The organism is Leptospira hartskeerlii (assembly GCF_002811475.1).
In the GTDB taxonomy this organism is placed as follows: Bacteria; Spirochaetota; Leptospiria; order Leptospirales; family Leptospiraceae; genus Leptospira_B; species Leptospira_B hartskeerlii.
Map to the genome: position 1 here is coordinate 300,813 of NZ_NPDL01000004.1, position 24,944 is coordinate 325,756.

20 protein-coding genes are annotated in these 24,944 nt (G+C 39.6%); 11 read left to right on the plus strand and 9 right to left on the minus strand.

What is annotated here, in order from left to right; all coding sequences use genetic code 11:
• Positions 1–9: 9 nt before the first annotated feature.
• Complete coding sequence (locus CH352_RS09140) at positions 10–1,980, plus strand: LTA synthase family protein (protein WP_100704983.1); 1,971 nt, start codon at positions 10–12, stop codon at positions 1,978–1,980.
• On the opposite strand, the gene CH352_RS09145 is transcribed toward CH352_RS09140, so the two are convergent.
• The 6 genes from CH352_RS09145 to CH352_RS09170 all read right to left on the minus strand — a co-directional run bounded on the left by CH352_RS09145 (position 1,981) and on the right by CH352_RS09170 (position 9,242).
• Complete coding sequence (locus CH352_RS09145) at positions 1,981–4,041, minus strand: AsmA family protein (RefSeq protein WP_100704984.1); 2,061 nt, start codon at positions 4,039–4,041, stop codon at positions 1,981–1,983.
• A 1-nt stretch (position 4,042) separates the two neighbouring features.
• Complete coding sequence (locus CH352_RS09150) at positions 4,043–5,005, minus strand: ABC transporter ATP-binding protein (RefSeq protein WP_100704985.1); 963 nt, start codon at positions 5,003–5,005, stop codon at positions 4,043–4,045.
• The gene (locus tag CH352_RS09155) at positions 5,002–5,994 is read right to left on the minus strand and encodes an ABC transporter ATP-binding protein (protein WP_100704986.1); all 993 of its coding nucleotides are present in this window, start codon (positions 5,992–5,994) and stop codon (positions 5,002–5,004) included. The genes CH352_RS09150 and CH352_RS09155 overlap by 4 nt, the downstream gene beginning before the upstream one ends.
• Positions 5,991–7,031, minus strand: coding sequence for an ABC transporter permease subunit (locus CH352_RS09160; RefSeq protein ID WP_100704987.1), 1,041 nt, complete (start codon positions 7,029–7,031; stop codon positions 5,991–5,993). The genes CH352_RS09155 and CH352_RS09160 overlap by 4 nt, the downstream gene beginning before the upstream one ends.
• Entirely contained in the window at positions 7,028–8,041 is a 1,014-nt protein-coding gene (locus CH352_RS09165) for an ABC transporter permease subunit (protein ID WP_100704988.1), read from the minus strand. Before CH352_RS09165 ends, CH352_RS09160 begins: the two co-directional genes overlap by 4 nt.
• Before the next feature lie 91 nt (positions 8,042–8,132).
• The gene (locus CH352_RS09170) at positions 8,133–9,242 is read right to left on the minus strand and encodes a lipocalin-like domain-containing protein (RefSeq protein WP_100704989.1); all 1,110 of its coding nucleotides are present in this window, start codon (positions 9,240–9,242) and stop codon (positions 8,133–8,135) included.
• A 180-nt stretch (positions 9,243–9,422) separates the two neighbouring features.
• On the opposite strand from CH352_RS09170, the gene CH352_RS09175 reads away from it, so the two are divergent.
• Entirely contained in the window at positions 9,423–10,406 is a 984-nt protein-coding gene (locus CH352_RS09175; RefSeq protein WP_100705288.1) for a lysophospholipid acyltransferase family protein, read from the plus strand.
• Here CH352_RS09175 and CH352_RS09180 read toward each other — a convergent pair whose 3' ends face one another.
• Entirely contained in the window at positions 10,407–12,365 is a 1,959-nt protein-coding gene (locus CH352_RS09180; protein WP_100704990.1) for a phosphoethanolamine transferase, read from the minus strand.
• A 685-nt stretch (positions 12,366–13,050) separates the two neighbouring features.
• On the opposite strand from CH352_RS09180, the gene CH352_RS09185 reads away from it, so the two are divergent.
• The 6 genes from CH352_RS09185 to CH352_RS09210 are packed head-to-tail and all read left to right on the plus strand — an operon-like array spanning position 13,051 to position 19,026.
• The gene (locus CH352_RS09185; protein ID WP_100704991.1) at positions 13,051–13,782 is read left to right on the plus strand and encodes a phosphoadenylyl-sulfate reductase; all 732 of its coding nucleotides are present in this window, start codon (positions 13,051–13,053) and stop codon (positions 13,780–13,782) included.
• Complete coding sequence (gene cysD, locus CH352_RS09190; protein ID WP_100704992.1) at positions 13,779–14,687, plus strand: sulfate adenylyltransferase subunit CysD; 909 nt, start codon at positions 13,779–13,781, stop codon at positions 14,685–14,687. Before CH352_RS09185 ends, cysD begins: the two co-directional genes overlap by 4 nt.
• Entirely contained in the window at positions 14,687–15,928 is a 1,242-nt protein-coding gene (locus CH352_RS09195; RefSeq protein ID WP_100704993.1) for a sulfate adenylyltransferase subunit 1, read from the plus strand. The genes cysD and CH352_RS09195 overlap by 1 nt, the downstream gene beginning before the upstream one ends.
• 9 nt (positions 15,929–15,937) lie before the next feature.
• On the plus strand, positions 15,938–16,714 hold the full coding sequence (gene cobA, locus CH352_RS09200) for a uroporphyrinogen-III C-methyltransferase (RefSeq protein WP_100704994.1): 777 nt from the start codon (positions 15,938–15,940) through the stop codon (positions 16,712–16,714).
• On the plus strand, positions 16,711–17,310 hold the full coding sequence (locus CH352_RS09205) for a precorrin-2 dehydrogenase/sirohydrochlorin ferrochelatase family protein (protein ID WP_100704995.1): 600 nt from the start codon (positions 16,711–16,713) through the stop codon (positions 17,308–17,310). Before cobA ends, CH352_RS09205 begins: the two co-directional genes overlap by 4 nt.
• 30 nt (positions 17,311–17,340) lie before the next feature.
• The gene (locus CH352_RS09210; protein ID WP_100704996.1) at positions 17,341–19,026 is read left to right on the plus strand and encodes an NADPH-dependent assimilatory sulfite reductase hemoprotein subunit; all 1,686 of its coding nucleotides are present in this window, start codon (positions 17,341–17,343) and stop codon (positions 19,024–19,026) included.
• Positions 19,027–19,082: 56 nt separating this feature from the next.
• On the opposite strand, the gene CH352_RS09215 is transcribed toward CH352_RS09210, so the two are convergent.
• Positions 19,083–20,183: an SMP-30/gluconolactonase/LRE family protein gene (locus CH352_RS09215; protein WP_100704997.1), complete on the minus strand. Its 1,101-nt coding sequence runs from the start codon at positions 20,181–20,183 to the stop codon at positions 19,083–19,085.
• Positions 20,183–21,097: a peptidoglycan DD-metalloendopeptidase family protein gene (locus CH352_RS09220; RefSeq protein WP_100704998.1), complete on the minus strand. Its 915-nt coding sequence runs from the start codon at positions 21,095–21,097 to the stop codon at positions 20,183–20,185. The genes CH352_RS09215 and CH352_RS09220 overlap by 1 nt, the downstream gene beginning before the upstream one ends.
• Before the next feature lie 79 nt (positions 21,098–21,176).
• On the opposite strand from CH352_RS09220, the gene CH352_RS09225 reads away from it, so the two are divergent.
• The 3 genes from CH352_RS09225 to CH352_RS09235 are packed head-to-tail and all read left to right on the plus strand — an operon-like array spanning position 21,177 to position 24,691.
• A complete protein-coding gene (locus tag CH352_RS09225) occupies positions 21,177–22,037 on the plus strand; it encodes a CPBP family intramembrane glutamic endopeptidase (protein ID WP_100704999.1) in 861 nt (286 codons plus the stop codon).
• Positions 22,037–22,831, plus strand: a complete 795-nt coding sequence (locus tag CH352_RS09230; protein WP_100705000.1) for a hypothetical protein — start codon at positions 22,037–22,039, stop codon at positions 22,829–22,831. Before CH352_RS09225 ends, CH352_RS09230 begins: the two co-directional genes overlap by 1 nt.
• A 9-nt stretch (positions 22,832–22,840) precedes the next feature.
• The gene (locus tag CH352_RS09235) at positions 22,841–24,691 is read left to right on the plus strand and encodes a chloride channel protein (protein WP_100705001.1); all 1,851 of its coding nucleotides are present in this window, start codon (positions 22,841–22,843) and stop codon (positions 24,689–24,691) included.
• The last annotated feature ends 253 nt before the right edge of the window (positions 24,692–24,944 follow it).

A 24,944-nucleotide genomic window follows, 5' to 3' on the forward strand; every position in this document is an offset into this window, starting at 1 on the left:
TTGGAAAAGATGAAACGTTTACCAAGCAATCTTAAATTGATCGGCGGATACGCCATCTACTTTGTTCTCATTCTAACTTTTTATAAAGCAGCTTTCCTTTGGGTCTATTCCTATAGATTAGAAGGCGCAGAAACCAAGGATGTTTTGTGGGCAATCTTGGTAGGCCTTAGGTTCGATATCTCAGTGGTCGGAATGATCTTGGGACCATTCGCCTTTCTTTCTTGCCTTCCTTATTTAAACCGTTTTAAGTTTTTCAATTTTTTCTGGGGATACTTTCCGATCTTGATCAGTGTTTGGATGCTTTCCCATTTAATTGCTGATATAGTTTATTTCGAGAATGCGAACAAACATATAGGTTACGAAGGTTTCGTATTTATTGGAAAAGATATGGGTGTGATCTTAAAATCCGCCTTTGAACAGAATCCTTTCTTAGCCGTTATTGCTTCACTTTTGGTTTTGGTATTTTTACCTTTATCTACTTATCTTTTCTTAAAATTTAATCCTTACAAACATGAACCTAACTCTTGGAAAAGAGATTCTATTCTTTCTTTTGTTGTTTTAGTATTAGTTGTTTTTGCGATCCGAGGTGGAATTCAAGAAACTCCTTTGAGAGCGAGTAATGCGATTGTTTCAGGACATTCTTTCGTGAACAATATCGCATTGAACGGTGTATTCACTTCTATTATGGATTTGAAAAGCCAGTCTATTCCGAACTATTTAAAGTTAGAAACCAAAGAATCTGTTCGTATAGTTAGGGAAGAGATCTCTTACGAAGGTGCGGAGTTTGTCGGAAAAAAATATCCTTTATTAAGAAAACAGAAACAAACCAATAACGGAAAACCTCCGAACATAGTTTTGATCCTTTTGGAAAACTGGACCGGGAAATTTATAGATCCGATCAGTGATGGAAAAGTTTTCGGAAAAGAACTCACTCCTAATTTTAATAAACTTCTCAGAAAAGGAAGATTTTATACCAGGTTTTTTGCCTCAGGGGGAAGGACAACGAACGGTATGATGTCTATCCTGACAGGTTTGCCGGATCGACCCGGATTGACTGTGGTTCGTACCCACCAAGTGCTGGGGAATTTTTCCGGGATAGGAAATATTTTCAAAGGTTTAGGATATGATACATTCTTCGTAACAGGCGGAGATTTAAGTTTTGATAATAAAGCAACTTTAATGCCTCATTGGGGATTCGATTCAGTTCTGGGTGAAAAAGAGATCGCTAAGCTGAATCGATTTAAGATCGGAGCTTGGGGTTATGATGATGCGGATGTACTTCAAGTATTGCATGAAAAAATTTCAGAATCCAAAAAACCTTTTTTGGGAGTATCTCTTACATTATCCACACACTATCCATATCGCGCTCCGGATCCTAAGTTCAGGATCTTTACGGAAGACGAGAGAGATTTCGAATATCTGAATGTGTATCATTATGCAGATTGGGCTTTGAGGGATTTTATGGATCGTGCAGAAAAATCTAAATACTTCGATAATACGATCTTTGTATTTGTGGCGGATCATACTCATCATCGTTATTTGGATTATTACGAAGACAGAAATATTCCGTTTTTAATATATTCTCCAGGAAGAATATTGCCTGCAATAGATGATAGAGACGCTTCTCAGTTAGATGTTATCCCTACTATTTTGAGCCTTGTCGGTAAAGAGGCGTACTTCTCCGCTATGGGAAGAAATCTACTTGCTCCAAAGAAGACAGAGTCTGCATACTTTGCTTACGGAAATTTGATCGGTTGGATCGAGTCGGATCTATTCTACATCCATTTCGTGGATGGAAATCGTAACTTAAAATATTCCGCAAAAGGTCCAAGAGAAGAAGTAAATCTTTGCGATAGTCAGCCTAAGATCTGCGATTCTCATTTTAATAAGGCGAGAGCGTTCTTAAATCTTAGTCATGAACTGATGAATCAGAATTTGGTATTTCCAACTAAGGAAGAACTGGAAAGAAAAGAGTATTAATTATTTCTCTTTTTGTTTTTTATCCGAGTCGGGATTGCTTCCGCCAAATAGGCCCGTAACTCCATCCCAAAGATCTCGGACATATTCTCCAATGACAGACCCTGCTACGCCACCAGCGTAAGGTCCACCTAATGGAATGAGGTAAGGTCCCAATAGGGTCATACCCGTATAAACACTTCCGAGCCAGATCGGATCTACGTAAGGTATACTTTTTCCGAAAGTTCCTGCATAGATAATTGGGATTTGTAAACCTTTACCGATATATTTTCCACCTAAGCGAAGATGTAGTCTCATATCTATTTTTTGATCAAAGCCTACAGTACCTTTTCCGTCCACATCCATTCCGCTATTTTCAATTTCCAGCTTCATGTTGGGAAAATACATCTCATTGCCCGCAATTTTTATATCGGATCTAAGAGTTTCGAATTTTAATTCTCTGCCATCCACTCCTTTGAACGTGATAATTTTACCGAGTGTGTTCAAGACAGGGACCATGAAGTTCGCATAACCTAGCAGTTCTCCGTTTTTGATAGTGATATTCCCTATCCCTTTCATATTTGCAAAAAGTTCCGTTACTGAATCCCTGGAATGATTTCGGATCTGTGTCTCAAAGGAGAACCAACTGGAAAGTTCACCTTCCATAATTTTTTCAGATAAATAGGGAAGGAGTACCTTATCTACCTGAAGTCGATGCGCGTCTCCTTCTACTTCTATCTTAGGAATATCGGGATATATTTTAGCTTTTCCTAATATTTCCCCGTTATAGATATATGCGTGAAAATTAGGTATAGAAAGAAGTGGATCCACATACTTTGCTTCCATTTTAATATGGGCAAATCTATGCTTGAATGCGAAAATGTTGTTTAATTCTCCGGTAAAATAAAAGATACCTGGCGGAGAAGTAGGATCGAAAAGATCTTCTCTAACTTGGAATAGTTTTCCTAATTTTAAAAGATTATGGTAATCTCCATAATCCGCTTTGATATCGAACTGGCCTAAACTTCTATTTTTCCAGTTCACGCTACCTTTTGCAGTAGCTTTTGCCACTCCTTCCCAAACCGCTTCTATAAAAGGGAAGGCTACTTTCTTATTGATCAGATCAAGATCGAAATCCACATTCAGTCGAATATTTCCGAAAGGAAGCCCTCCTTTATATGCAAGATCTTTAATTTGATTTCGGACCTTAAACTTGAAGATAGTGCCTTCTTCTTTCACTACTTCCGTTCTTCCGGAAAGTTTTGTTTTGGAGAAGTCGCCTACTGGGAAAATATTAAATATTTCTCTAAGTAATGAAAGAGAGAGTTCTTCCGTTTTTAAGATCGCGCTAAACTGCAATTTTTCCCAATTTACCGGGAAGTTTTGGAGGCCGCCTGTCATTTCCAGATCGATAGGTTGATCGTCTATTCTTCCTTGAAATAAAAGATCAACGTCTTTCCCGTAAAATGAAACGGAAACCTGAGACTTCTTGAAATATACTATATATTTTTTATCATGGTTTTGTTCGTTATATACTAACGTGAAATTATCTATTTCGATATTCTTTAAACTAACTGCAAAAAAGTCCTCGGTAGAAAATCCGATCCGAGAATTTACGTCATCCAGAAGTTCTTTTACGTTACTCTTCTGTTCCGTCTCCTTTTTCTTTCCGTTCAAATATTCTACTATATCAAACGATCCGTCTTTCCTTCTTTCCAGATGAAGAGATCCACCGTTGATTGAGATGTCCCGGATCTCTATCATTCTTTTGATTAAGCCGAACCAAGAGATATCTATATCTACTTTGTCGCTGACTGCGATCAGCACGTTGTCTTTTCTGATCTCGATTTGATTTAGTTCGATCCCTGGAAAGGGCAGAAGATATAGATCCGAATCTGCTACTTTAATGTCCAAGTCAGTGGAACTTCTGAGACGGTCTAGTATAAATTCTTTATATACGTCCTTTCTCTGAACGAAAGGAATATAAACGATCAGTACGAATAGTAATACGAAAAATCCAATCGCAGAGATATAGCGGATCTTATTTTCTTCCAAATACCGGTTGATTACATCCCAGGAGCGCATTTTATTTTCCGTCCGGAAAATGGCAATAGGACTTATGGCCTTCGCCTAAGTCTTTCCATTCCGGAGTTGTTTCGGAACAGATTTCTTTTGCGATAGGGCAACGAGTATGGAAATGGCAACCTTTCGGTTTTTTTAATATACTCGGCACTTCCCCCTGAAGAGGAGTTTTTCGGTTCTTGCGATTTTCTACTTCGAATATCGCTCCAAACAATGCCTTTGTATAAGGATGTGAAGGTCTTTCCGCGATTTGGGACTTTGTGCCTACTTCCACAATTTTTCCCAAATACATGACTGCGATCTTATCTGAGATAGATTTTACGATTCCCAAATCATGGGAGATAAACAGATAGGAAAGCCCAAAATCTGCTTTCAATTTTTGTAATAGAAGAAGTACCTGAGCCTGGTTGGATACGTCCAAAGCAGAGACTGCTTCATCGAAAAGTATAAATTCCGGTTTTAGGATAAGTGCCCTTGCAATTGCAATCCTTTGTCTTTGTCCCCCGGAGAATTCATGAGGATATCTGTTTAAGATTTCAGGAGAGAGTCCTACTTTTTCTAGAATGTCGGCAGCTTCCTTTTCCGCTTGATTATCCGTATAATTTCCGTGGATAAACAATCCTTCTGTCAAAATATCCTTAATATTTCTTCTTGGGTTCAAGGAAGAATAAGGATCTTGGAAAACGATCTGGATCTGTTTTCTAAGAGGTAAAAATTCTTTTTCTCTTAAGTCTAAGATCTCTTTTCCTTTAAAGAATATAGCGCCTGAATCTGATTTTAAAAGCCTAAGTATTGCTCTACCTAATGTGGATTTTCCACAACCGGATTCTCCCACAAGGCTGAAGGTTTCACCTTCTTCCATTTCTATGTTTACGTTCTCAACCGCTTTGATTACTGATTTTCTTCCACCGAAGAAACCTTCTTTTCCGTAGCTTACGTTCAGATCCTTGATCTCTAAAAGTTTCATCCTGTTAGCTCCTTCTTCTCATTTAAGAAGCAAGCGGAAAGATGTCCGGATCCATTCGTATTTTTTAATATAGGTTTAAAAGTCTGGCAATGGGAAAATACGAAGTCGCATCTGTCCGAATAATGACAACCTTTAGGATAGTTTCCGGGGGAAGGTAATCTTCCTTCTATCGGTTTAAAAACTCCCGTTTGAGAAAAATGAGAAGGTAAAGAATCTAATAGATCTTTTGTGTACGGATGATTCGGTTCGTCTAAAACTTGATCTACAGTTCCGAGTTCAGCAATCCTTCCCGCATACAATACACAGATACGATCGGCGATATGGCTAACCAAACCGAAATCATGAGAGATAAATAATACGGATAAGTTCATCTTTTCTTTGAGCCTAAGTAGGAGTTCCACCAACTGCGCCTGGACAGTAACATCCAAAGCGGAGGTAGGCTCATCTGCGATCAGAAGTTCCGGATCGCACATCAATGCCATTCCAATCCCAACTCTTTGCAAAATCCCACCGCTCAACTGATGAGGATAACAATTCATTCTTAATTTTATGTCGGTAATTCCTACTGCTCCAAGAAGATATTCGGCCTTATCTTCCGCTTCTTTACGGGTCCCGAGCCCATGTTCTAAAAATCCTTCTGTCATTTGGTCTTTTATTTTGCTCAAAGGATTTAAGGCGGAGAAGGGCTCCTGGAATACGTATGAGATTTTTTTTCCTCGGATCTGTCTTAAGGTTTCGGAGTCGGTTTGAAGAAGGTCCGTTCCTTGGAATAACACCTTTCCATTCGAGTATCTAAAAGACTCGTGAGGAAGTAATTTCGTGATCGCAGCAGAGCACACAGACTTTCCGCAGCCTGATTCTCCTACGAGTGCGAGAACTTCTCCTTTACGGATCTCGAAGGTGATATCTTCCAATAATGGCACGAACTTTCCTTCTTTGGAAAGTTCTAAATTTAAGTTCGATACTTGGAGAATAGCTTCCGAATTCATTCGTACGTCACCTTTTCCTTAGAATCGAAAGAATCACGTATCCCTTCTCCTATAAAAGAGGAGAGAAGAATGGTTGCCGCTAAAGACAAAGAAGGAAAAGCGATCAACCACCAAGCTCTTAAGTTATCTCTTCCTTGGCTGATCATTTCTCCCCAAGAAGGATTTGGTGCCGGAATCCCATAACCTAAAAAGTCCAGTGCGCTCAAAATGGAGATCGAACTGATAAGTGCAAAAGGTAAGAAGGTCACAAGCGGAGTGATCGCATTCGGGAGAATATGATTTTTCATAATACTCCAAGAGCTAGCGCCTAACGCTTTTGCTGCATCCACATATGTAAGAGCTTTGGATCTGTAAAATTCGCCTCTCATGTACATGCTAATTCCGATCCAGCTCAGCGCGGAGTAAGTGATCCCTAAAACGATAAATCCTCGTCCGAAAAAGGAACCCATGATCAGTATTAAATATAAGAAAGGGATTGCGGATAGAATTTCGATAATCCTTTGCAGTATGATATCCGTTCTTCTTCCGTAATAACCTTGGATCCCGCCTACGATCGTCCCAAAGATAAATTCGATAAACACTAAGATGAGCCCGAAACTCATTGAATTTCTATAAGCATAAAAGATCCGAGTGAATACATCTCGTCCTCTATCATCGGTTCCCAACCAGTGTTTTAAACTCGGAGAAGAAGGAGGATTTTCGCCGTCATCGATCGTCTCTAAATTGTCTTCGTTGTATCCGTATGGAATTGGAGGGAATAAGATCCAGTTATCATCATCTTCTTTGAAATCTTCTCGTAACTTTAATTTTTTATAATTTATAGGAGAATATTCGGATCCGCCGAAGTCCTTGTCAGTATAGCGGAAGAAGATAGGGAATTTCCATGAATCATCATAACAAACGATCCAAGGCTGGTTATTTGCAAGTATTGGCGCAAATAAAGAAATGATATAAGAGGTTCCTAAAATCCAAAGAGAGATCCAAGCTTTTGTATTGGATCTGAATTTTTCGAATCTTCTTTTAGCTAAAGAATTCATGCTTCGAAATTGATCCTAGGGTCTATAATAACGTAACAAAGATCTGAGAGAATATTTCCGATCAGTGAAAGAAAACTTTGGATCAATAGAAGTCCCATCATTAGGTTAGTATCTCTTTCAGTTACGGCTTGAAACCCGAGTAGCCCGATGCCATCAATACTGAATACCAGCTCAATGATCAAGGATCCTGCCAAAACTAAACTTAGATTAGAACCGAATCCAGTAGCAATCGGGATCAAACTGTTTCTGAAAGCGTGTTTATAAATTGCATCTTTAAAAGATAACCCTTTAGAGATTGCGGTCCTAACATACTCTTTAGAGATCTGATCTAATAGAGAATTTTTCATCAAAAGAGTGAGCATTGCAAAAGATCCGGAAACATAACAAAGTACCGGTAGAAACATATGTTCTGCCCTATCAACGATCTTTTCGAAAAAGTCCAGGTCATCGTAATTGTCTGAATATTCATGACCTAGAGGAAATATGGAAAACACCTCGCCAGAGGAGAACAAATATAACAATAACATAGAAAGTGCAAATACCGGAATGGAATATGCTATCAGAATGACAATGCTAGTTCCGCTATCGAATGCTTGTCCGCTCTGAATCGCTTTACGGATTCCTAATGGAATACAGATCAGATAAGAAAGCAAAAATCCGGAAAGACCGAATGTAAGAGAAACCGGGATCTTTTCAAAGATGAGTTCGTTTACTGGGCGAGAATGTAATCTGGATTCTCCCAGATCTAAACTTGCAACGTCCCAGAGCCAGTATAAGTAAGCAATCGGCAGCGGTTTATCTAAACGTAGTTTTTGCTTTAGGATCTCTATCTCTTCGTTGTTGATCAAAGAAGATCTGGCTCCATCTTCGTTCCCATATCCTCTTAACTTTGCGATCTCTCTTTCCAGGGGTCCACCCGGAGCTAGGTGGGATAAAATAAATACTAGGAAAGTGATTCCGAGGATGGTGGGAACGATCAGAAAGATCCTTTTTAAAAAATAATTTCTCATTCGGATTAAAGCCCGTTAAAAATCAGGCATCGAACAATATTCCATACCGTTTACCAGGGATAAAGGTTTTTTCTCCTGCCGGAATCGGCAATTAACGGAAAGGTTTTAGTTCTAGGTAACCTTTTCCTTTTACGGATTTTCCTTCTACTTCTCCGCCGACTTTGACTGCGCCTTCCCAATAAATTAGTCCAGTGCTGGATCTTGCGTCGAACTCCTGCTCCTCAAATTTGGGCGAGATATTCAAGTTAAATCTTTCGGAAATTAATTTCCATCGTAATTTGTAGGAATTCCCAGTTTGATCGCTTTTCCAGGTCTTATCTTCCGGAACAAATTTCAGATCGTTTTCATTTTCTAAAGTTATTACTTTTCCGTCCGGAGAACGATAAGTCCCGAAAGTTTCGACATCTCCTGATCTGTTCTTAAAATTGAAAGCCATGATATCGGAACCATCTTCCATTTGGATACAGATCCAATCCCAGGAAATGTCCTTGGAGGAAAGATCGAACGCAGCCTCGGTTCCTTCTGGGCTACTCCATTCATGGTCCATCCAACTTGTGCCCGATTTGACATGATATTCTTTTCCTTCCAGATAAAGAGAACCCTTGGTTTCTAAACGAGGAATGCTGTAATAATAGGAGAAAAATTTAGGGTTCTTTCTGCTCTTAAATGATTTTCCGTTTTTTCCGTGGATAAGAATATTTTTGGATTTAGTGCTTAGTTCCAATTCTAGACCAAAACCTGAATCTGTTCTTGGAAAAGCGGAGATCCTAAAATCTGCGGGGCCTGTAACTTCCATACGATAATCCCCACTCCATAAGTTGGTCTTGTCTTGGCCTGCGACTCCACCTAATTCTCTTTCGATGGTTTGGGAGAACTTATGTTTTTCGTCTTCAAGATCCGAGATTGCGAAATGAACAGGATACAATGCAACTTTAGGTCCAAGGTAAGCTCGGAAGAAGCTCAATTCATATCCTAATTCTTTACCTTCTTCCGTATCCAAGATACCTATGAAATAACACCATTCTACTCTATATCCCTTATGAAAAAAATGGTCTTGGGGAAATTTAAAACCGTTGGTTTTAGGAGCAGCGAATTGGTTCCCGCTCGAGAGCAAGAACATAGATGAGAAAAGAATGAAAACTAAGGTCCCGGAAGTTCTTTTGGGTCTTGCGACTCTATTTGTTAAAAATTGGAAGGGCATATATCGTCCTTTTTATTCTGTCGGACAAAGTCCTGAGAAATTAGACCCGACCATGGTTTCTTTTTCTTTTTAAGTATTCAATCGATTCGTTTTTTTTATTTTTAGATTCGGAGAAGGTCCTAAAATTTGGAAGTCCGTCGGGGTGCCTTCGGATCTGTTTTTAAATGCGGGATCGATGTTATGGCGAATCCTAAACCAAGAAGCGAGAGACAAAAAGTCAAAAAATTCCTGCAGTACATATTCGCGAGAATACTGGTAGGTACTCTTTCTATCTTCCCTTATGTTCTTAGGGGAAAGATCCTATTCTATATCATTCGGTTCCTGGCCAAAACGACAGGCGCCACAAAAAAGAGGATCGAAAGACATATACGAACCGCTTTCCCTCAAAAGTCGGAATCAGAGATACAAGAATACATTCTTCATAACCTCAGAAATCTTTCTCATATGGCCAATGAGTTCTGTGAGGAACCTAGAATGAGCAGAAAGTTCATAGATAAATGGGTGACCTTCTTGCCGGATAAAGAAACTCATACTCGCCTATTTGAGAAAGGGGGGATCTTAGTTTTGGGTCATTTGGGAAACTGGGAAACAATGGGAGTCTCTATCTGTTACACCGCTCCTAAAAATGACCTGTATGTATTTGCGAAAAGACAATCTAATCCTTGGTCCAACGCATGGATTGAAAGGAATAGAGCCTCTCAAAGAATTAAATTAGTCTACACGGATGAAAGTCCTAGAAAAGCGCTAACCTTGTTAAAGCAGGGAAAGTTAGTCGCTTTTATCTCGGATCAGGACGCAGGCAAGACCGGGTCCTTCTTTCCTTTTTTAGGAAATATGGCTTCGACTTTCTTAGGCCCCGCAACATTCTCCAGAATGACGGATGTACCGATCTTATTTTGCAGCAGTTGGTACGATAAGACTGGAAAATTATATTTTCATGTAGAAGAATTCGAAAGACCTGATCTGGATCCTAGAAAGGACCCGGAACTATGGGAGAGAGAATTTACTTATAAATGGGTAAAACGTTTAGAGGAGGAAGTGTACAAACATCCTGCAGATTATTTCTGGCTTCATAGACGTTGGCATACTAAACCTGAAAACAAAGAAGAATTGGATAAGTTCTGGAAAGAATTTCAATCTTCTTCTAAAAGTTCTAAGGTTTGATCAGAACGCTGCGGTTTTTAAAGAATTTCTCGCTGTTTCCAGATCTGCTTGCGATGCTTCGTAAGGCAAACCTTGGGATGTGAATAATTCCACACAGACTCCGCAGTCTTTTACTACTTCTCTAAAATGGATCTTATTCTCTTCGTTTGCTTCTGCCCAAAGATCTTTTAATTCTTTCGGATCTTTAGAAAGATCGAACAGACGTTCTTTGGAAGGATTAGAGTTCAGATTCATTATATAATGATAATTTCCCTTTATATAACTGATCCCGACTTTGTACAAAGAAATCTCGTTATTATTGGTAATGATGATCCTACGATCTCCGTAAATATCTTTGAGTAAAGATTTACCTTCCAGATTTGCTGAATACCTTTTGATCGCAGGATTGTTTTCTAGATTTAAAATATCTATGAATGTTGGGATCAGATCAGTATTTGCCACAGGTTTGTCCGTGTTTCTACGGATAGCTTGTAAATTTACCGATTCCTTTAAAGAATTCGGGATATATACCAACATAGGAATGGCAACAGTTTCCACGTAGTTGCTATCTATATGTCCTAGGTAATCGTGTTCGAAAAGAGATTCTCCATGATCTGAAGTGAAGATCACTACGGTATTCTCTAAGAAACCCTCTTTTTTGAGATAGGCATACACTTCTTCCAAAAGACTGTCCATATGGCGAACAGAGTTATCATATTGGTCCGGGACGGAATCTACTGCGAAGAACTTGGATTCTTCAGGCACTATGTATGGGAAATGATTCGTGTTGAAGTGCAAAACTCCCGCGAACCTTTTGCCTGAGCTTTTAAATCCGGAAAGATATCTTTTGAATTCTTTCACGGTTTCTCTATCATCGATCCCGATATCATTGAATACTTTTAAGCCGCTTTTTTCTTTATCCCAAAGGAAATCGATCCCTGAGTTTTTGAAAAATCCTTCGAAGTTATTCCACTGCAAGTTATGGCTAGTGATATAGAATGTAGAAAGTCCTGCCGATTTTCCATACTCCCAGAACAAAGGATAAGTATGTGTCATTGGAACAGGCTGAGAAGGAGAAACACCGGTTAATATACTCGGAAAAGACAAAAGTGTAGAACTGGAATTTGAATACGCTTTTTTGAATAAGAAGTATTGGCTTCGATCCGCTGTTTGAGCAAATTTAGACATGAAAGGAGTTGTGTTTCTTTCGTAACCGTAAACTCCTAAACTTCCCTTTCGCAAACTTTCCGTTACTACGAATAGAACATTGACCCCGGGATTGGAACCAAGTTGAGGAAGCCTAGGTTTGTTCCTGGATTGTAATCCTGCAGATCCTAAACTATCCCCTGTTAGGTGATTGTATAGGTTTCTCCAAACAAATGCGATCGTATTTGTATCAGAAACGTATACTTGGTCGTTAAATCTAGTATTGTTGTGTAAGAATCCACTGATCGCTAAGAATACGATCACTACTCCGACTCGTACAGTCGTTTGGAATCTGTATTTTAAAGGCTCTTTAATTGTAGTGAACCATAAAGAAACACCTAATATAATAAAGGCGAGAAGGCCAAAAATCAAAGATGATTTAGTAAACCCACCTTCTACGATTGTCCAACTGTTCAATGGCTCATGGAATATAAAAGAGAACACGAAGAAGTTAGGCATGATCCCGGTATATGCATAGTACCCGTACGAGCCCAATAGTGTTCCGACATAAAAAGATAAGATCAGAGAGAATACTATATAGTATGCCACCTTAGATTTCTGTTGGTATAATGTTCTAAGAAGAATGATCGCAGCAGAATATAGAATTATTGAATAGATGAATGAGAGAAGATAGAACGCCCACTGCAAGGGTTTGAATGTAGGTAATATTTCGTCCCTGGCAATGATGTCCGAAATTAGTATTACTGCGGGCAGAACCCAGACGGAGTAACGGGAGAATAGCTCTAGTATATTTTTTTTATTTATAGTTCCCATCTTTATCCAAAATTCCTAAGGATATGTAATTCGTCAATTACACCTAGTATATCATACCCTCTCAACGACTAAAAAGAAAGTTATAAAAAATGAATATTAGACCGATGTTCAGTTGTGATTAAGATCAATTTTAATTCATTCTTCTGAAGTTTAAATAGAACGAATCCAATAAAAAAATTGAACGATCCGATCTCGATCGAATACGAGGAGTTAGACGTTCTTTGCATATAGATGGTTATATTTTTTGAAAGAGTATACAGTGAGTATATGAAAATGCTTAGATCGGTTTTTGAATGAACTCTTCTTATAATTGAATAGATGAAATGCAAGAAGGTTGCGCATCATTAGTAACCTTGTTCGTTCTTGTTTACTCCAACTTTCTGCAAATTATTTTATCTTACAATTCGAGCTTAATCAGATTCGTTACATGCATTCATAAATTTCGCGACATAACTGAAAGTATCATTTTTAAGTGATCAGTAAATTCGGCAGAGATTTAAGATTCTCGAAGTAAATCGGAGAATTTCTACATTCTACAAAAATTCTCTATTCTGTACCGGCTCCAAAGGGAACCTTGTAATATAGTATCAACTATACTTTACAAATAATCCAATATATAAAACTTTGGTACATTATATTGGTCAGCCTAATTCGGGTATGTCTAATATAAAAAGGTTCGATTTCGATGAATCCATCCGATCTGGAAGCAAAATTAAAAGGTCTGAGCTTAGAAGATTCTTTGGCGAAAATTTCCCAGGAATTTCCAGGACAAGCGGTGTTCTCGACTAGCTTCGGTCTGGAAGATCAAGTAATCACTCACGCAATTTATTCCCAGAATTTGGACATTCGTATCTTCACACTGGATACTGGCAGATTGTTCACTGAAACTTATGAACTTCATAAACGTACTAACGGAATGTACGGCAAAAGGATCCAAACATTCTTCCCGGATGCACAAGCGGTAGAAGATCTGATCAATGAGAAGGGGCCCGATTCCTTCTACGATTCTATAGAAAATAGAAAAGAATGTTGTCATATTCGCAAAGTTGTCCCTTTGAACAGAGCTTTAGAGGGAGCAAAAATTTGGATCACCGGAATTCGTAACGATCAATCCGGTTCCAGAGAAAATTTAACCAAAGTGGAGTTGGATACGGGAAGGGATATTTTGAAATTCCATCCTATTTTGGATTGGTCTTGGGAGAATGTGCAACAATACGTCCAAGACAAACATATTCCGTACAATCCTCTCCATGATAAAGGTTATCCTAGTATCGGATGCGCTCCTTGTACAAGAGCTGTTATGGCAGGCGAAGATTTCAGAGCCGGCCGTTGGTGGTGGGAGAATGAATCCACGAAAGAATGCGGATTGCATTGGGTGGATGGAAAACTGGTAAGAAAAAAAGGATCAGAAGTATGACGACTAGAACTCGATTGTCGCATCTCCAACAACTAGAGGCGGAATCCATTTATATACTTAGGGAAGTCGCCGCTCAATTCGAGAGACCTGCGCTTTTATTTTCAGGGGGGAAGGACTCGATCACTTTGGTCCATCTCGCGCTGAAAGCATTCCGTCCCGGAAAATTCCCATTTCCTTTAGTACATATTGATACAGGCCATAACTTTCCGGAAGCATTACAATTTCGTGATGATCTTGCGAACCGTATCGGAGAAAAACTGATCGTTAGATACGTTCAGGATTCCATAGACCAAGGAAAGGCTGTGGAAGAAAAAGGGAAATTCCCAAGCAGGAACGCGATCCAAACGGTAACATTATTAGATACGATCGAAGAATTCAAATTCGACGCATGTATAGGCGGAGCGAGAAGGGACGAAGAAAAAGCACGCGCTAAAGAAAGAGTATTCTCCGTTCGTGATGAATTCGGAAGCTGGGATCCTAAACTACAAAGACCAGAACTTTGGAATATTTATAACGGAAAGATCCATGTAGGAGAGAACGTAAGAGTTTTCCCGATTAGTAACTGGACCGAACTGGATGTTTGGGAATATATTAAATCAGAAAATATCCCGCTTCCTTCATTATATTTTTCTCATAGAAGACAAATTGTCTGGAGAGAGAATGTAGTATTCCCTGTTTCAGAATTCGTAACCTTAGATTCTTCCGACAAGGTAGAAGAGAAAACTGTCCGCTTCAGGACTGTTGGTGACATGACCTGTACTGCAGCGGTTGAATCGGAAGCGAATTCTTTAGATGATATTATTCGTGAGATCCAAACTTCGAGAACTACGGAAAGAGGATCAAGATTGGACGATAAACGTTCCGAAGCTGCGATGGAAGAACGTAAAAGAGGCGGTTACTTCTGATGGACTTATTACGTTTCATTACTGCAGGAAGTGTAGACGACGGAAAATCCACGTTGATTGGTCGTCTTTTGTACGATAGCAAATCAGTATTCCAAGACCAGTTGGAAGCGATTGAAAAAACTGGCCAGGTAAATGGTCAGATCAATTTAGCTCTTCTTACAGACGGACTAAAAGCAGAAAGAGAACAAGGGATCACAATCGATGTGGCCTATAAATATTTCTCTACTCCTAAAAGAAAATTTATTATCGCGGATGCGCCGGGACATATCCAATACACTCGAAACATGGTGACTGGAGCTTCTAACTCAGAGCTTGCGATCATTCTGATCGATTCTCGTAAGGGTGTGATCGAACAAACTTACAGACATTCTTATATTGCTTCTCTATTAAAAATCCCTCATGTAGTTATCTGCGTGAATAAGATGGACTTAGTGGATTTTTCCAAAGAACGTTTTGAAGAGATCGTAGAAGACTATAAAAACTTCGCCTCGGATCTAGATTTTAAGGGGTTGGAGTTTATACCGATTTCCGCTCTGAATGGGGATAATGTTGTAGATGCTTCTCCGAATATGACTTGGTGGAAAGGTAAAACTCTTCTAGGTTATTTAGAAGATCTAGAGATCGAAGTAGATGAAACCAAACACGAGCCTAGATTTCCGGTTCAATATGTGATCCGTCCTCAAACGGAAGAACATCATGATTACAGAGGTTATGCTGGCCAAGTAAGAAGCGGTGTTTTCAAAAAGGGAGATGATATTGCAGTTCTTCCGAGCGGATTGCGCTCTAAGATCAAATCTATTCTCACTTATGAAAGAGAAGTAGAAGAAGCTTTTGCTCCTATGTCTGTTACTATTCTTCTGGAAGACGAGATAGATATTAGTCGCGGCGATATGATCGTAACCGATAAACACCAACCGGTTGTCTCCCAGGATATTGAAGCGGAACTTTGTTGGATGGATGCCAAATCATTAGTTCCTGGAAATAAATATCTTTTAAGACAAACCACAGGTTCCGTAAAATCCGCAGTTAAGGAAATTTCCTTCAGGATAGATATCCAAACTCACGAAAAATTAGGGTCTTCTCAACTTGCTTTGAATGAGATCGGAAGGATCAAGATCAGAACTGCGAAACCGATCGCATTCGACAGTTATTCTGAAAATCGTGGAACAGGAAGTTTCGTTTTAGTGGACGAAGGCACGAACAATACTGTAGGCGCCGGGATGATCGTAGGAGCTTACTGATCTAATTTGATGAATACCGAAGTGGGAAAAGTATATTTGGTGGGCGCAGGTCCCGGAAACCCGGAACTTATGACCTTAAAGGCCCTGAGAATATTAGAAAAAGCGGAAGTAATTCTGTACGACGCTTTATTAGATTCTTCCTTTTTAGAATATTTTCCTTCTTCTTCCGTCGTTCATTATGTTGGTAAACGGGCAGGACAACATTCCGCAACCCAAGAAGAGATCCAAGAACTGATCGTTCGATATTCTCTCCAAGGTAAAACTGTGGTACGTTTGAAAGGAGGGGATCCTTTCGTATTTGGCAGAGGCGGAGAAGAATTACTCACTTTAAGAAAACATAAAATTCCGTACGAGATCATTCCAGGTGTGAGCGCATTGAGTGCTGGATCTTCCGGTGCAGGTTTTCCTTTAACTCATAGAGGATTATCCAGACAGGTTCTGATCATGGATGGCCATACGGTTTTGCAAGAAGACACTGATTGGAAATGGTTTGCGGAATTCAAAGGTACGATCGCTCTGTTTATGGGGACCTCCTCCATTGTGCAGATCTCAAAAAATTTGGTCGATAACGGAGCTTCTTCTCTTGTCCCAGTAGCTCTCGTCGAGAACGCGAGTTTAAAAAATCAAAAGACAACCGTAACAAGTTTGGGTAGAATTATAGAAGAAGGTCTATCCAAACAAAGTTCAGGACCTGGGATTATTTATATCGGGCCTGTTGTTCATCTGATCGGAGAAAATCCTGAGCTAGACTTTCAAGGATTTGCTTCTCAAGGAGAAGAAGTATGAATAAACTTCTTCCTGTTTTTATAAAATTAGAAAATAAAAAGGTGTTAGTAGTGGGCGGAGGAAATGTCGCCCTTGAAAAACTACAACATTTAAAAGATACCGGCTGTGCACTCACAGTTATCTCTAAAGAATTCAAATCGGAAACTGCCAATTTACTTTCTTCCATTAAGGATACAAAGATAGAAACAAGAGAAGTCAATGTTTCCGATCTGGACGGTTTCGATCTAGTGTATTCTGCCACAAACGATAGACAGACAAATCGTGACTTGGTGGAATACGCAAAGCAAAAAAAGATCTGGATCAATTGTGCGGACGATCCTTCTCTTTGCGATTTTTATTCTTCTGCATATTTTGATAGGGGACCGATCCGTGTGGCGGTTTCCACCCAGGGAGGGTTTGCCGGGCTTGCGGGCACCATCCGCACTATTCTTGAAGAGGTCCTTCCTAAGGATCACGACCAGGAATTGGAAAATTTATTAGAAATCCGTAATTTAACTAAAAGTAAACTGGGAGATCCCGAAAAAAGAAAAGCGGCTCTCAAATTTTTGCTCGGAGAGTTTAAGGAAAAATATCTCTCCACGGATACGAAATCATAGGAAGCTAATCCAAAAGGACGAATACGATCGATGTCAGAACAAAAAGAACTTAGCGAAGTCGAGCATATTAAAACCGCCTCTAGGGGACTAAGGGGAAAGATCGGTACTGCTATTGAAACAGGTGCAGATGGTTTCGAGGAAGACGACAAACAATTGATCAAGTTCCACGGAATGTACCAGCAAAAGGACAGGGACCGTAGAAAGGACGATGCGGGAGAATTTATAGAGAATCCGACCTCTTTTATGATCCGAGGAAGGATCCCAGGTGGAAGACTTACTTCTGATCAATATATGGTTTGGGACGATCTGGCTGATAAATTCGGCGGTGGTGCTTTACGTTTAACTACTAGACAGTCCATCCAAATGCATACGATCCTTCTCAAAGATCTGAAACCGATCATGCAGGCAGTCCATAAGGTCAATCTTTCTACCATGGGAGCGTGTGGGGACGTGGTGCGTAACGTAACTCAAGCTTTAAATCCTTGGGGAAACAAAGAGCTTAGCCAATTAGACCCGATCGCCCAATTATTATCCGATCATTTTAAATATAAGAGTAATGCTTACGCCGAATTATGGTTAGGTGAAAGCCAACTTAATAAAGAAGATGAGCCTGATCCTATTTATGGAACTACTTATCTTCCAAGAAAGTTCAAGATAGCGGTTACTCTTGCCGGAAATAACTCAGTCGATATTTACACTAACGATATGGGATTCGCGGGTACTTTAGATGCGAATGGCAAGATAGACGGTTATTTCGCTTTCGCAGGCGGTGGACTCGGAATGACTCACAATAAGGCCGAGACGTATCCTAGAGCTGCTGATTTGCTCGGTTGGATCCCTAAAAAAGATCTGATCTCAGTTGCAGAGGGTATTGTAACTTCTCATAGAGATTTCGGAGATCGTACAAATCGTAAACATGCTCGTCTGAAATATGTTTTAGCGGAGAAGGGTGTGGAATGGTTCCGCTCCGAAGTAGAACGCAGATCCGGCACAAAATTCGATATCGATCGTAAACTTCCTAAATGGGAAACTCCAAACTACCTGGGTTGGACGGAAAGAGCCGACGGAACTCTTGCATTAGGATTCCATACTCTTTCAGGAAGGATCAAAGACTTCCCTGAGAAACCGTTAAAGACTGCTTTAAAAGATATCATTTCCACCTTTAAACTGAATGTGCAGGTAACTGCAGATCAGGACTTGGTTTTGATGGGAATCAAAAAAGAGGATAAAGAGAAGTTAGAAGCTAAATTAAAAGAATATAATATTAATCCTGCTTCTCCTAAACCTTTGTATGATCGTGCACTTGCTTGTCCTGCACTTCCTACTTGCGGTTTAGCGTTGACTGAATCCGAAAGAACTTTTCCTCAACTACTGGAATCCATTCAAAAAGTGATCGATAAACTGGATCTGAACGATAGAGCTCCTATCGTGAGAATGACTGGATGTCCTAACGGTTGCGCGAGACCTTATTCCGCGGAAATAGGTATCGTCGGGCAACAGGCTGGCGGAAAATATTCCTTATTTTTCGGGGGAAATCCGGAGGGAACAAAAGTGGGCGACTACGTTGCTAAAAAAGTTCCTTTTGCAGACATTCCTGTTCAACTAGAGAAAGCATTCGAAGTTTGGAAGAAGGAAGGAAATCCGAATGAAAGATTCGGAGACTTTGCTGCTCGATACTCCTTGGATAAGTTCAGGGAATTGCTCGGGGCGATGTAATCTCCATCGATGTAGTTTTCACTTTGAAAGAGCGCTCCAATCGGGGCGCTTTTTGTTTAGAAAAACATTTCCAGAGTTTCAAATTTCCATTTCCAAACTTTTTGGGTGGAAAACCCTGCGAGTAAAATCCCTGATCCGTATTGCAAAGCCGAAGTAATGGATCCCAATTTATCAGAAGTATTATCCATTAAAGAAAGACTAATGTCTCCTTCCTCATTCATAGAAAGAATATAAGCTAGTTCTCCCTCAATCGGTTTAAAGAAGAATGGAAGTGCAGCAATTCCCCTTTTCAAGATAGGAAAATTTTGTATCTTATCGATTGCGATATGTCTAGGTGAAGACAAGGCGATCCAAAAATTTCTTTGAGAATCTGAACTGATCAGTGCAGGGCTTCCTGGAAGATGTGTGATGAGGAACTGGTCCTTCCCCTCTTTCTTTCCTTTTAACCAAAAACGAGAAACACGGTGTCTATATTTCTCTCCAAAAACCAAAAAGTCTTCGGAAGAAGATAAACTGATCCCTGTAGGATGATACAGATCTTCTAATACCGTTTTAACCTCTTGGGTCCTTGGATCATACGAAAGAATTCTACCGTTAGGTCTGGACTCTAATTCTTCCAAATAAGAATCTTCGTAAGAAAACTTTCGACTAACTTCTGTAAAATAAACAGTTCCGTCGGATCCGATATCCAGGCCGTACAGATTGATTAATGGATTTCCTTCGGAATCCTCTCTAAGAAGCACATTTTCATTTCCTTTGGGATCATAAAATGCAAGTCCTAGTCCGGAAACACAGGCGACTAGATTTTCCTTTCCGTCGAATACGATCCCTAATACTCTTCCTGAAGTTTTAGCGAATAGTTCCGTTTGTCCGTCAGTTTTGATCTTATAAATATTTCCATCGGAAGAACCTGTATAAATAGCTCCCTTAGAATCAACTGCAAGACCGAAAGGTTTTTCTATAGGAGATTTTTCGTTTACTACATTAGAGATAAATAATATATCTCTTTCTTCTTGGCGGATAATATCGTCCGGATCGTAATCCGTCGGATCAATCTTTGTCCAACCGAAAAGAATAAAGGTCCCAAAAATTAGGAATAGGGAAATAAAAGGAATAAGTATTCGAACGGCTGGATTAGAAAGAGATCGATGGAACATTAGACATGACCCTTAAAAATGGGTCTCTGTCTCAAACTATTTCTTAATACTTCAAAATGTAAATGAAATCCGGTGGCTCTGCCGCTCATTCCGACTTCTCCGATCAATTGTCCTTTTTTGACCTTTGTGCCGGGTGCTACTAACAATTTGCTTAAATGTCCGTACTTGGTTTCATAACCCAATCCATGTTTTAGAACAATTAGGCTCCCATAACCACCTCTTGTTCCCGAAAAAGAAACTTCTCCATCTGCTGATGCAAATACAGGAGTTCCTTCCTCAGCTGCAAGATCGATCCCCCCGTGAAAGGTATCCTTTTTAGTAAAAGGGTCCTTTCTTCTTCCAAACTTGGAACTCAGTCTTCCTTCTTCCGCTAATGGATCGGAGAATACTAATCCGTAAAAAAAGTTTTTCTCTTCTTTAGGTAATCCTCTTCCTGGAACGAACCAGGATTTTCTGAGGTCATCATAGTATAAGAATTTGGAAGAGATCCGAAAACGTGCCGCGACTTTTTTGCGTGCAGACTCGTCGGGAGAATGTTCTTCCGAGTCGTAAACTCCTCTCATATTCGGGATCAAAAGTTCCATACCAGGATAGATGTCTTGGGGAGATGCCAATTCGTTTACGGAGGAGAGAGTGTCCAAGTCCATTCCGGTCCTGGCCATGATCTTAAAAAAAGTATCCTTGGGTCCAACTTTGTAGACAAGGAATCTAAGATGAACCAAATCTTTTTGGTCCAAGTTGGAAACTGAAATTTGAAGGTTATATTTTATTTCTTCTCTGACTCGGATGATCTTTGTATCCGAATATTCTAAACTTTTTAAGGGAAGGCGATCGTAAACCGCGTGGACCTCGTTTAATGAGATTAGTATGAGTGCGGATATTAAAATTAGGAGATGTCTTTTGAAGGAAGGCATATCTTTTCTATACTCGGCAGATTATAAAAAAACAATGACGCAAAAAATCCCCCATAAATGATTGGAAGGGCCCTTTGGAATGGATTTAGAAAAGGAAGATCAAAAACTCGCACCCGGCAGAGATGTTCTACTCATGGGCCTGATCCAGGTTTTCGTACTGTTTATCGGTATGTATTCCTATATGAAGGTCACTCGATTCCAAGTAGAGAGCACCTTATCTTTAAAGGCTTCCAAACAAAATTTTACAAAGGCAAAAGAAGTAGTAAACACTGTACCTTCCGAGGTAGTTTGGAACGAACCTGCTTCTGCCGAAAAAGCTGTTAGAGAATATACCGAATTTGTAGTCACAAAACGTCCTTGGTTATTGTCCTTGGATAGGATCATCTGGGGGCTATGCTTTTTGGTTCCTTCTTACTTTTTTATTCGAAAGATCGCTAGAATAGAAACTGCAGAATTCACTGACTCGGCAAGCGGCAGAGATATACTCGCGGGTATCGCAACCGGATTTGCTACATTCTGTTTTGTGAATGTAGCTAGTAGCCTGATCTTTTTTATCATAGGCAAACCCCAATCCAATTATCTAGAGATCATTCTTACTAAAAATCTTTTCTTAAATTGGAAATTATTAGGATGGACCTTGCTTGCAATCGCATTCGGAGCTGGAATTTTTGAGGAATTTTTCTTTAGGGGATTTTTGCTGAAGTACTTTGAAGAAAAAAACTTAGGATCTATTGGGCTCATTATCACTTCCGTTATTTTTGGAGTGGTACATTTTAACGGAGGATCTTACGTGGCTCCGATCCTTCTTATCTTTGTAGGACTTTCGTTCGGAATTTCTTATTTAAAAACCGGTAATATATGGGTGCCTGTGACTGCACATATCACTTATAATGCATCTATGCTTTTAGCCGGATTTCTACTTGGAGATCGGATCTCTTGATGAACATGCAAAAAAGTTTTCAATATAAAATCTTAAAGACCTTATTCGTATTTTTCTTTTTGTCTTGCTTCTCTTCCGTGTATGCCGGAGAAGTTTTCGAATTAGAAGGTGATCCTGGGGAGAATGATATAAGGCTTCTTTCCGCATTGAATCGATTGACCTACGATCGAGTATTATCCAACCAAAACACTAAAGGTTTTGCATTTAGATATACGTCAAAATGGTATTCTCCATTACAGTTGGATGTATTCGTTTTAGGACTCGCAAAAAGAGAGAAGATGAGTTTGATCCGAATAGAATCCTCCAAAAAGGGAGCCGAAAAAGTTTTTAGGAATTTTCTACAAGAAGAAGTTACTAAAAAAGAATTAACCGGAGGGCTTACGAATTATACCGATGTTTCGGAAGACGCAAAATTCGAACCGTATCGTAAGAATTATTTTTGGAGTGAGTCTTTGGCATTGGTCCAACCTGCTGCTTCCGTTTTTTATAACTCTTATAAATCTCCAGTTTATGGCGGCTCAGATAGGCTCAAGAGTATGTTCGGTTATATCGGCTTGGATCTTTTGCTTGCAGGGGTTGGATATTATTACGCAACTACTACGATGGAAAAGAATAGCGCCCTGGAGTCTTATTTTTTAAAACCTACTGCTTCTGGAAACGTTCTGGATTCTCCTGGTGCACCAGTGTTTATCGGTTTATTGATCCTTCCTAGATTGTATAGAATGATCGGCGGTTGGCAGGATACATATACTCATAATCGGATCATGGAGATATCGGTTTCCAAATCATTTTAAGGAATTTTTATGTTCGGAAATGCCTTCGACGAATTCCGACAAAGACCTATTTCATCTTATTTTACGATTAAGGGTAGAAGGTCCTTATATCTATATTGTGTTCTTACCGGGATCGTTTCCGGTTTGGGCGCTCTTCTTTTTTCCCGAGCGCTTGCCTGGGCAGAGTATATTTCTTTAGAATCAATATCAGGTTTACATAATACACATTCCGGTGGGGAATACTACGTTTCCCTGGGGCCGATCGCTTCTATTTATTTGGGAAGATGGGCGCTTCTGGTGCTTCCTATCTTGGGAGGACTGATTGCCGGTTGGATTATCTGGAAATTTTCTCCGGACTCTGCAGGAACCGGAACGGATTCATTAATAGATTCTTTTCATAATAAAGAAGGTAAGGTAGATCCGAAAGTTCCTTTGATCAAATCGATCGCTACAGTATTTACTTTATCTTCCGGAGGGAGCGGAGGAAAGGAAGGCCCTATCTCCCTTATCGGAGCCGGATTTGGTTCCTTAGTTGCAAATATAACTAAAGCAGGTGCTAGAGCAAGGCGCACATTATTACTCGCCGGAACTGCGGGCGGTCTAGGTGCTATTTTTCATGCTCCCTTAGGAGGAGCATTAACCTCCGTAGAGATGGTGTATAGAGAAGATATAGAAAGTGATACTTTGGTTCCTTGTATCATTTCTTCCGTGACTGCATTCTTAACATATTCTTCCTTTAATGGATTCGGTTCCGTTTATAAAGTTCCCGAGATCGGATTTATAGAGTATAAGGAACTCATCTTTTATTTGTTTTTAGGGATCGTTTGTTATTTGAATGGGGCCTTTCTCATCAAGGTATTTCAATTCATGCAAGAATGGTCCAAGTCTTGGAAATTTCCGATGTGGATCAAGCCAGCGTTAGGCGGAATTCCTGTAGGAATTATCGGATATTTTTTACCGGAAGTTCTAGGGACTGGAGCCGGCGTTCTACAAGATGTGTTAGAAGGTAGTTTTCAATTTCCGAATTACGGTCCTTATTTGGATCAAGATCTGCAGATCATCCTTTTCTTCTTACTTCTCGCATTTTTGAAAATTATCACCACTTCATTTACGATCGGGAGCGGTGGATCTGCCGGAATGTTCGGTCCTTCTTTATTCATTGGCGGAATGTTAGGAGGAGCGTTAGGAACATTTGCCAAATTAGTTTTAGGTTATCAGGTGTCCGTTTCTTCTTTTGTGCTGGTCGGGATGGGTGCGTTTTACGCAGGGATTGCGAGTGCTCCGATTGCAGGAATGGTGATGATTTGTGAGATCATAGGAAGTTATTCCCTTCTTCCGCCTTTAATGATTGTTTCAATTATCACTTTTGTTCTTTCTCATAAACTTAATTTATATAAAAGTCAGAAGAACACCCGCTTTCAATCTCCCGCTCATGATTGGGATATGAATAGAGACTTGTTAGAAGGGATCATCATCCAAGATATCAAGAGCAAACTTAGAAATATTGCAGAGGTCAAAACTTCTACCCTTCTCTCTCAGTTAGAAGAAGAAGCGCTGAAGATCAATGCAAGCGACTATATCGTCTTGGAGGAGAATGGAAAATATTTCGGAATGATTTCTCTGCGTACAAGTCGCTTATTTTTAGAAGGAAGAAACCTCACTCAGAACCTTATCCTTGTGAAAGAAGTGACTGATACATCGATTCAGCCGATTTCTGTCCGAACAAACCTGGCCACTACCTTCAAAACCCTTTTGGATACTGGGATGGATAAGATTCCTGTGGAAGAGAATGGAAAATATTTGGGATATTTACGTTATGCTGACATCATTTCCATATATTTTGAAAAGACCCGATCTTCTAAGCCAGTTTTAGGCCCTTAAGCACTATTTAAGCTCCTTCTTCAAAACCTAAAAATATATGTAGCGTTCATTCTTTTACAATAATAGACATTTATCTTTGAATATTGTTTATTTTCTCTATTTTATGCATAAAAACGACTAAAGGCTCTTTTTTTGATTTTGGTGGACAATTTTGGGCTTTCCGCTAAGATACGGAAAATTTTTAAAAAATAACTGATGTGTAATAAAGAGATCAGCCAATTCTAGATGGGTTAGGGTAAGCTAAGGAATTGGT

Bases quoted from the DNA above. Each gene is read 5' to 3' on its own strand.
- CH352_RS09140 (WP_100704983.1), top strand. From the start codon at position 10: ATGAAACGTTTACCAAGCAATCTTAAATTGATCGGCGGATACGCCATC.
- CH352_RS09145 (WP_100704984.1), bottom strand. From the start codon at position 4,041: ATGCGCTCCTGGGATGTAATCAACCGGTATTTGGAAGAAAATAAGATC.
- CH352_RS09150 (WP_100704985.1), bottom strand. From the start codon at position 5,005: ATGAAACTTTTAGAGATCAAGGATCTGAACGTAAGCTACGGAAAAGAA.
- CH352_RS09155 (WP_100704986.1), bottom strand. From the start codon at position 5,994: ATGAATTCGGAAGCTATTCTCCAAGTATCGAACTTAAATTTAGAACTT.
- CH352_RS09160 (WP_100704987.1), bottom strand. From the start codon at position 7,031: ATGAATTCTTTAGCTAAAAGAAGATTCGAAAAATTCAGATCCAATACA.
- CH352_RS09165 (WP_100704988.1), bottom strand. From the start codon at position 8,041: ATGAGAAATTATTTTTTAAAAAGGATCTTTCTGATCGTTCCCACCATC.
- CH352_RS09170 (WP_100704989.1), bottom strand. From the start codon at position 9,242: ATGCCCTTCCAATTTTTAACAAATAGAGTCGCAAGACCCAAAAGAACT.
- CH352_RS09175 (WP_100705288.1), top strand. From the start codon at position 9,423: ATGGCGAATCCTAAACCAAGAAGCGAGAGACAAAAAGTCAAAAAATTC.
- CH352_RS09180 (WP_100704990.1), bottom strand. From the start codon at position 12,365: ATGGGAACTATAAATAAAAAAAATATACTAGAGCTATTCTCCCGTTAC.
- CH352_RS09185 (WP_100704991.1), top strand. From the start codon at position 13,051: ATGAATCCATCCGATCTGGAAGCAAAATTAAAAGGTCTGAGCTTAGAA.
- cysD (WP_100704992.1), top strand. From the start codon at position 13,779: ATGACGACTAGAACTCGATTGTCGCATCTCCAACAACTAGAGGCGGAA.
- CH352_RS09195 (WP_100704993.1), top strand. From the start codon at position 14,687: ATGGACTTATTACGTTTCATTACTGCAGGAAGTGTAGACGACGGAAAA.
- cobA (WP_100704994.1), top strand. From the start codon at position 15,938: ATGAATACCGAAGTGGGAAAAGTATATTTGGTGGGCGCAGGTCCCGGA.
- CH352_RS09205 (WP_100704995.1), top strand. From the start codon at position 16,711: ATGAATAAACTTCTTCCTGTTTTTATAAAATTAGAAAATAAAAAGGTG.
- CH352_RS09210 (WP_100704996.1), top strand. From the start codon at position 17,341: ATGTCAGAACAAAAAGAACTTAGCGAAGTCGAGCATATTAAAACCGCC.
- CH352_RS09215 (WP_100704997.1), bottom strand. From the start codon at position 20,183: ATGTTCCATCGATCTCTTTCTAATCCAGCCGTTCGAATACTTATTCCT.
- CH352_RS09220 (WP_100704998.1), bottom strand. From the start codon at position 21,097: ATGCCTTCCTTCAAAAGACATCTCCTAATTTTAATATCCGCACTCATA.
- CH352_RS09225 (WP_100704999.1), top strand. From the start codon at position 21,177: ATGGATTTAGAAAAGGAAGATCAAAAACTCGCACCCGGCAGAGATGTT.
- CH352_RS09230 (WP_100705000.1), top strand. From the start codon at position 22,037: ATGAACATGCAAAAAAGTTTTCAATATAAAATCTTAAAGACCTTATTC.
- CH352_RS09235 (WP_100705001.1), top strand. From the start codon at position 22,841: ATGTTCGGAAATGCCTTCGACGAATTCCGACAAAGACCTATTTCATCT.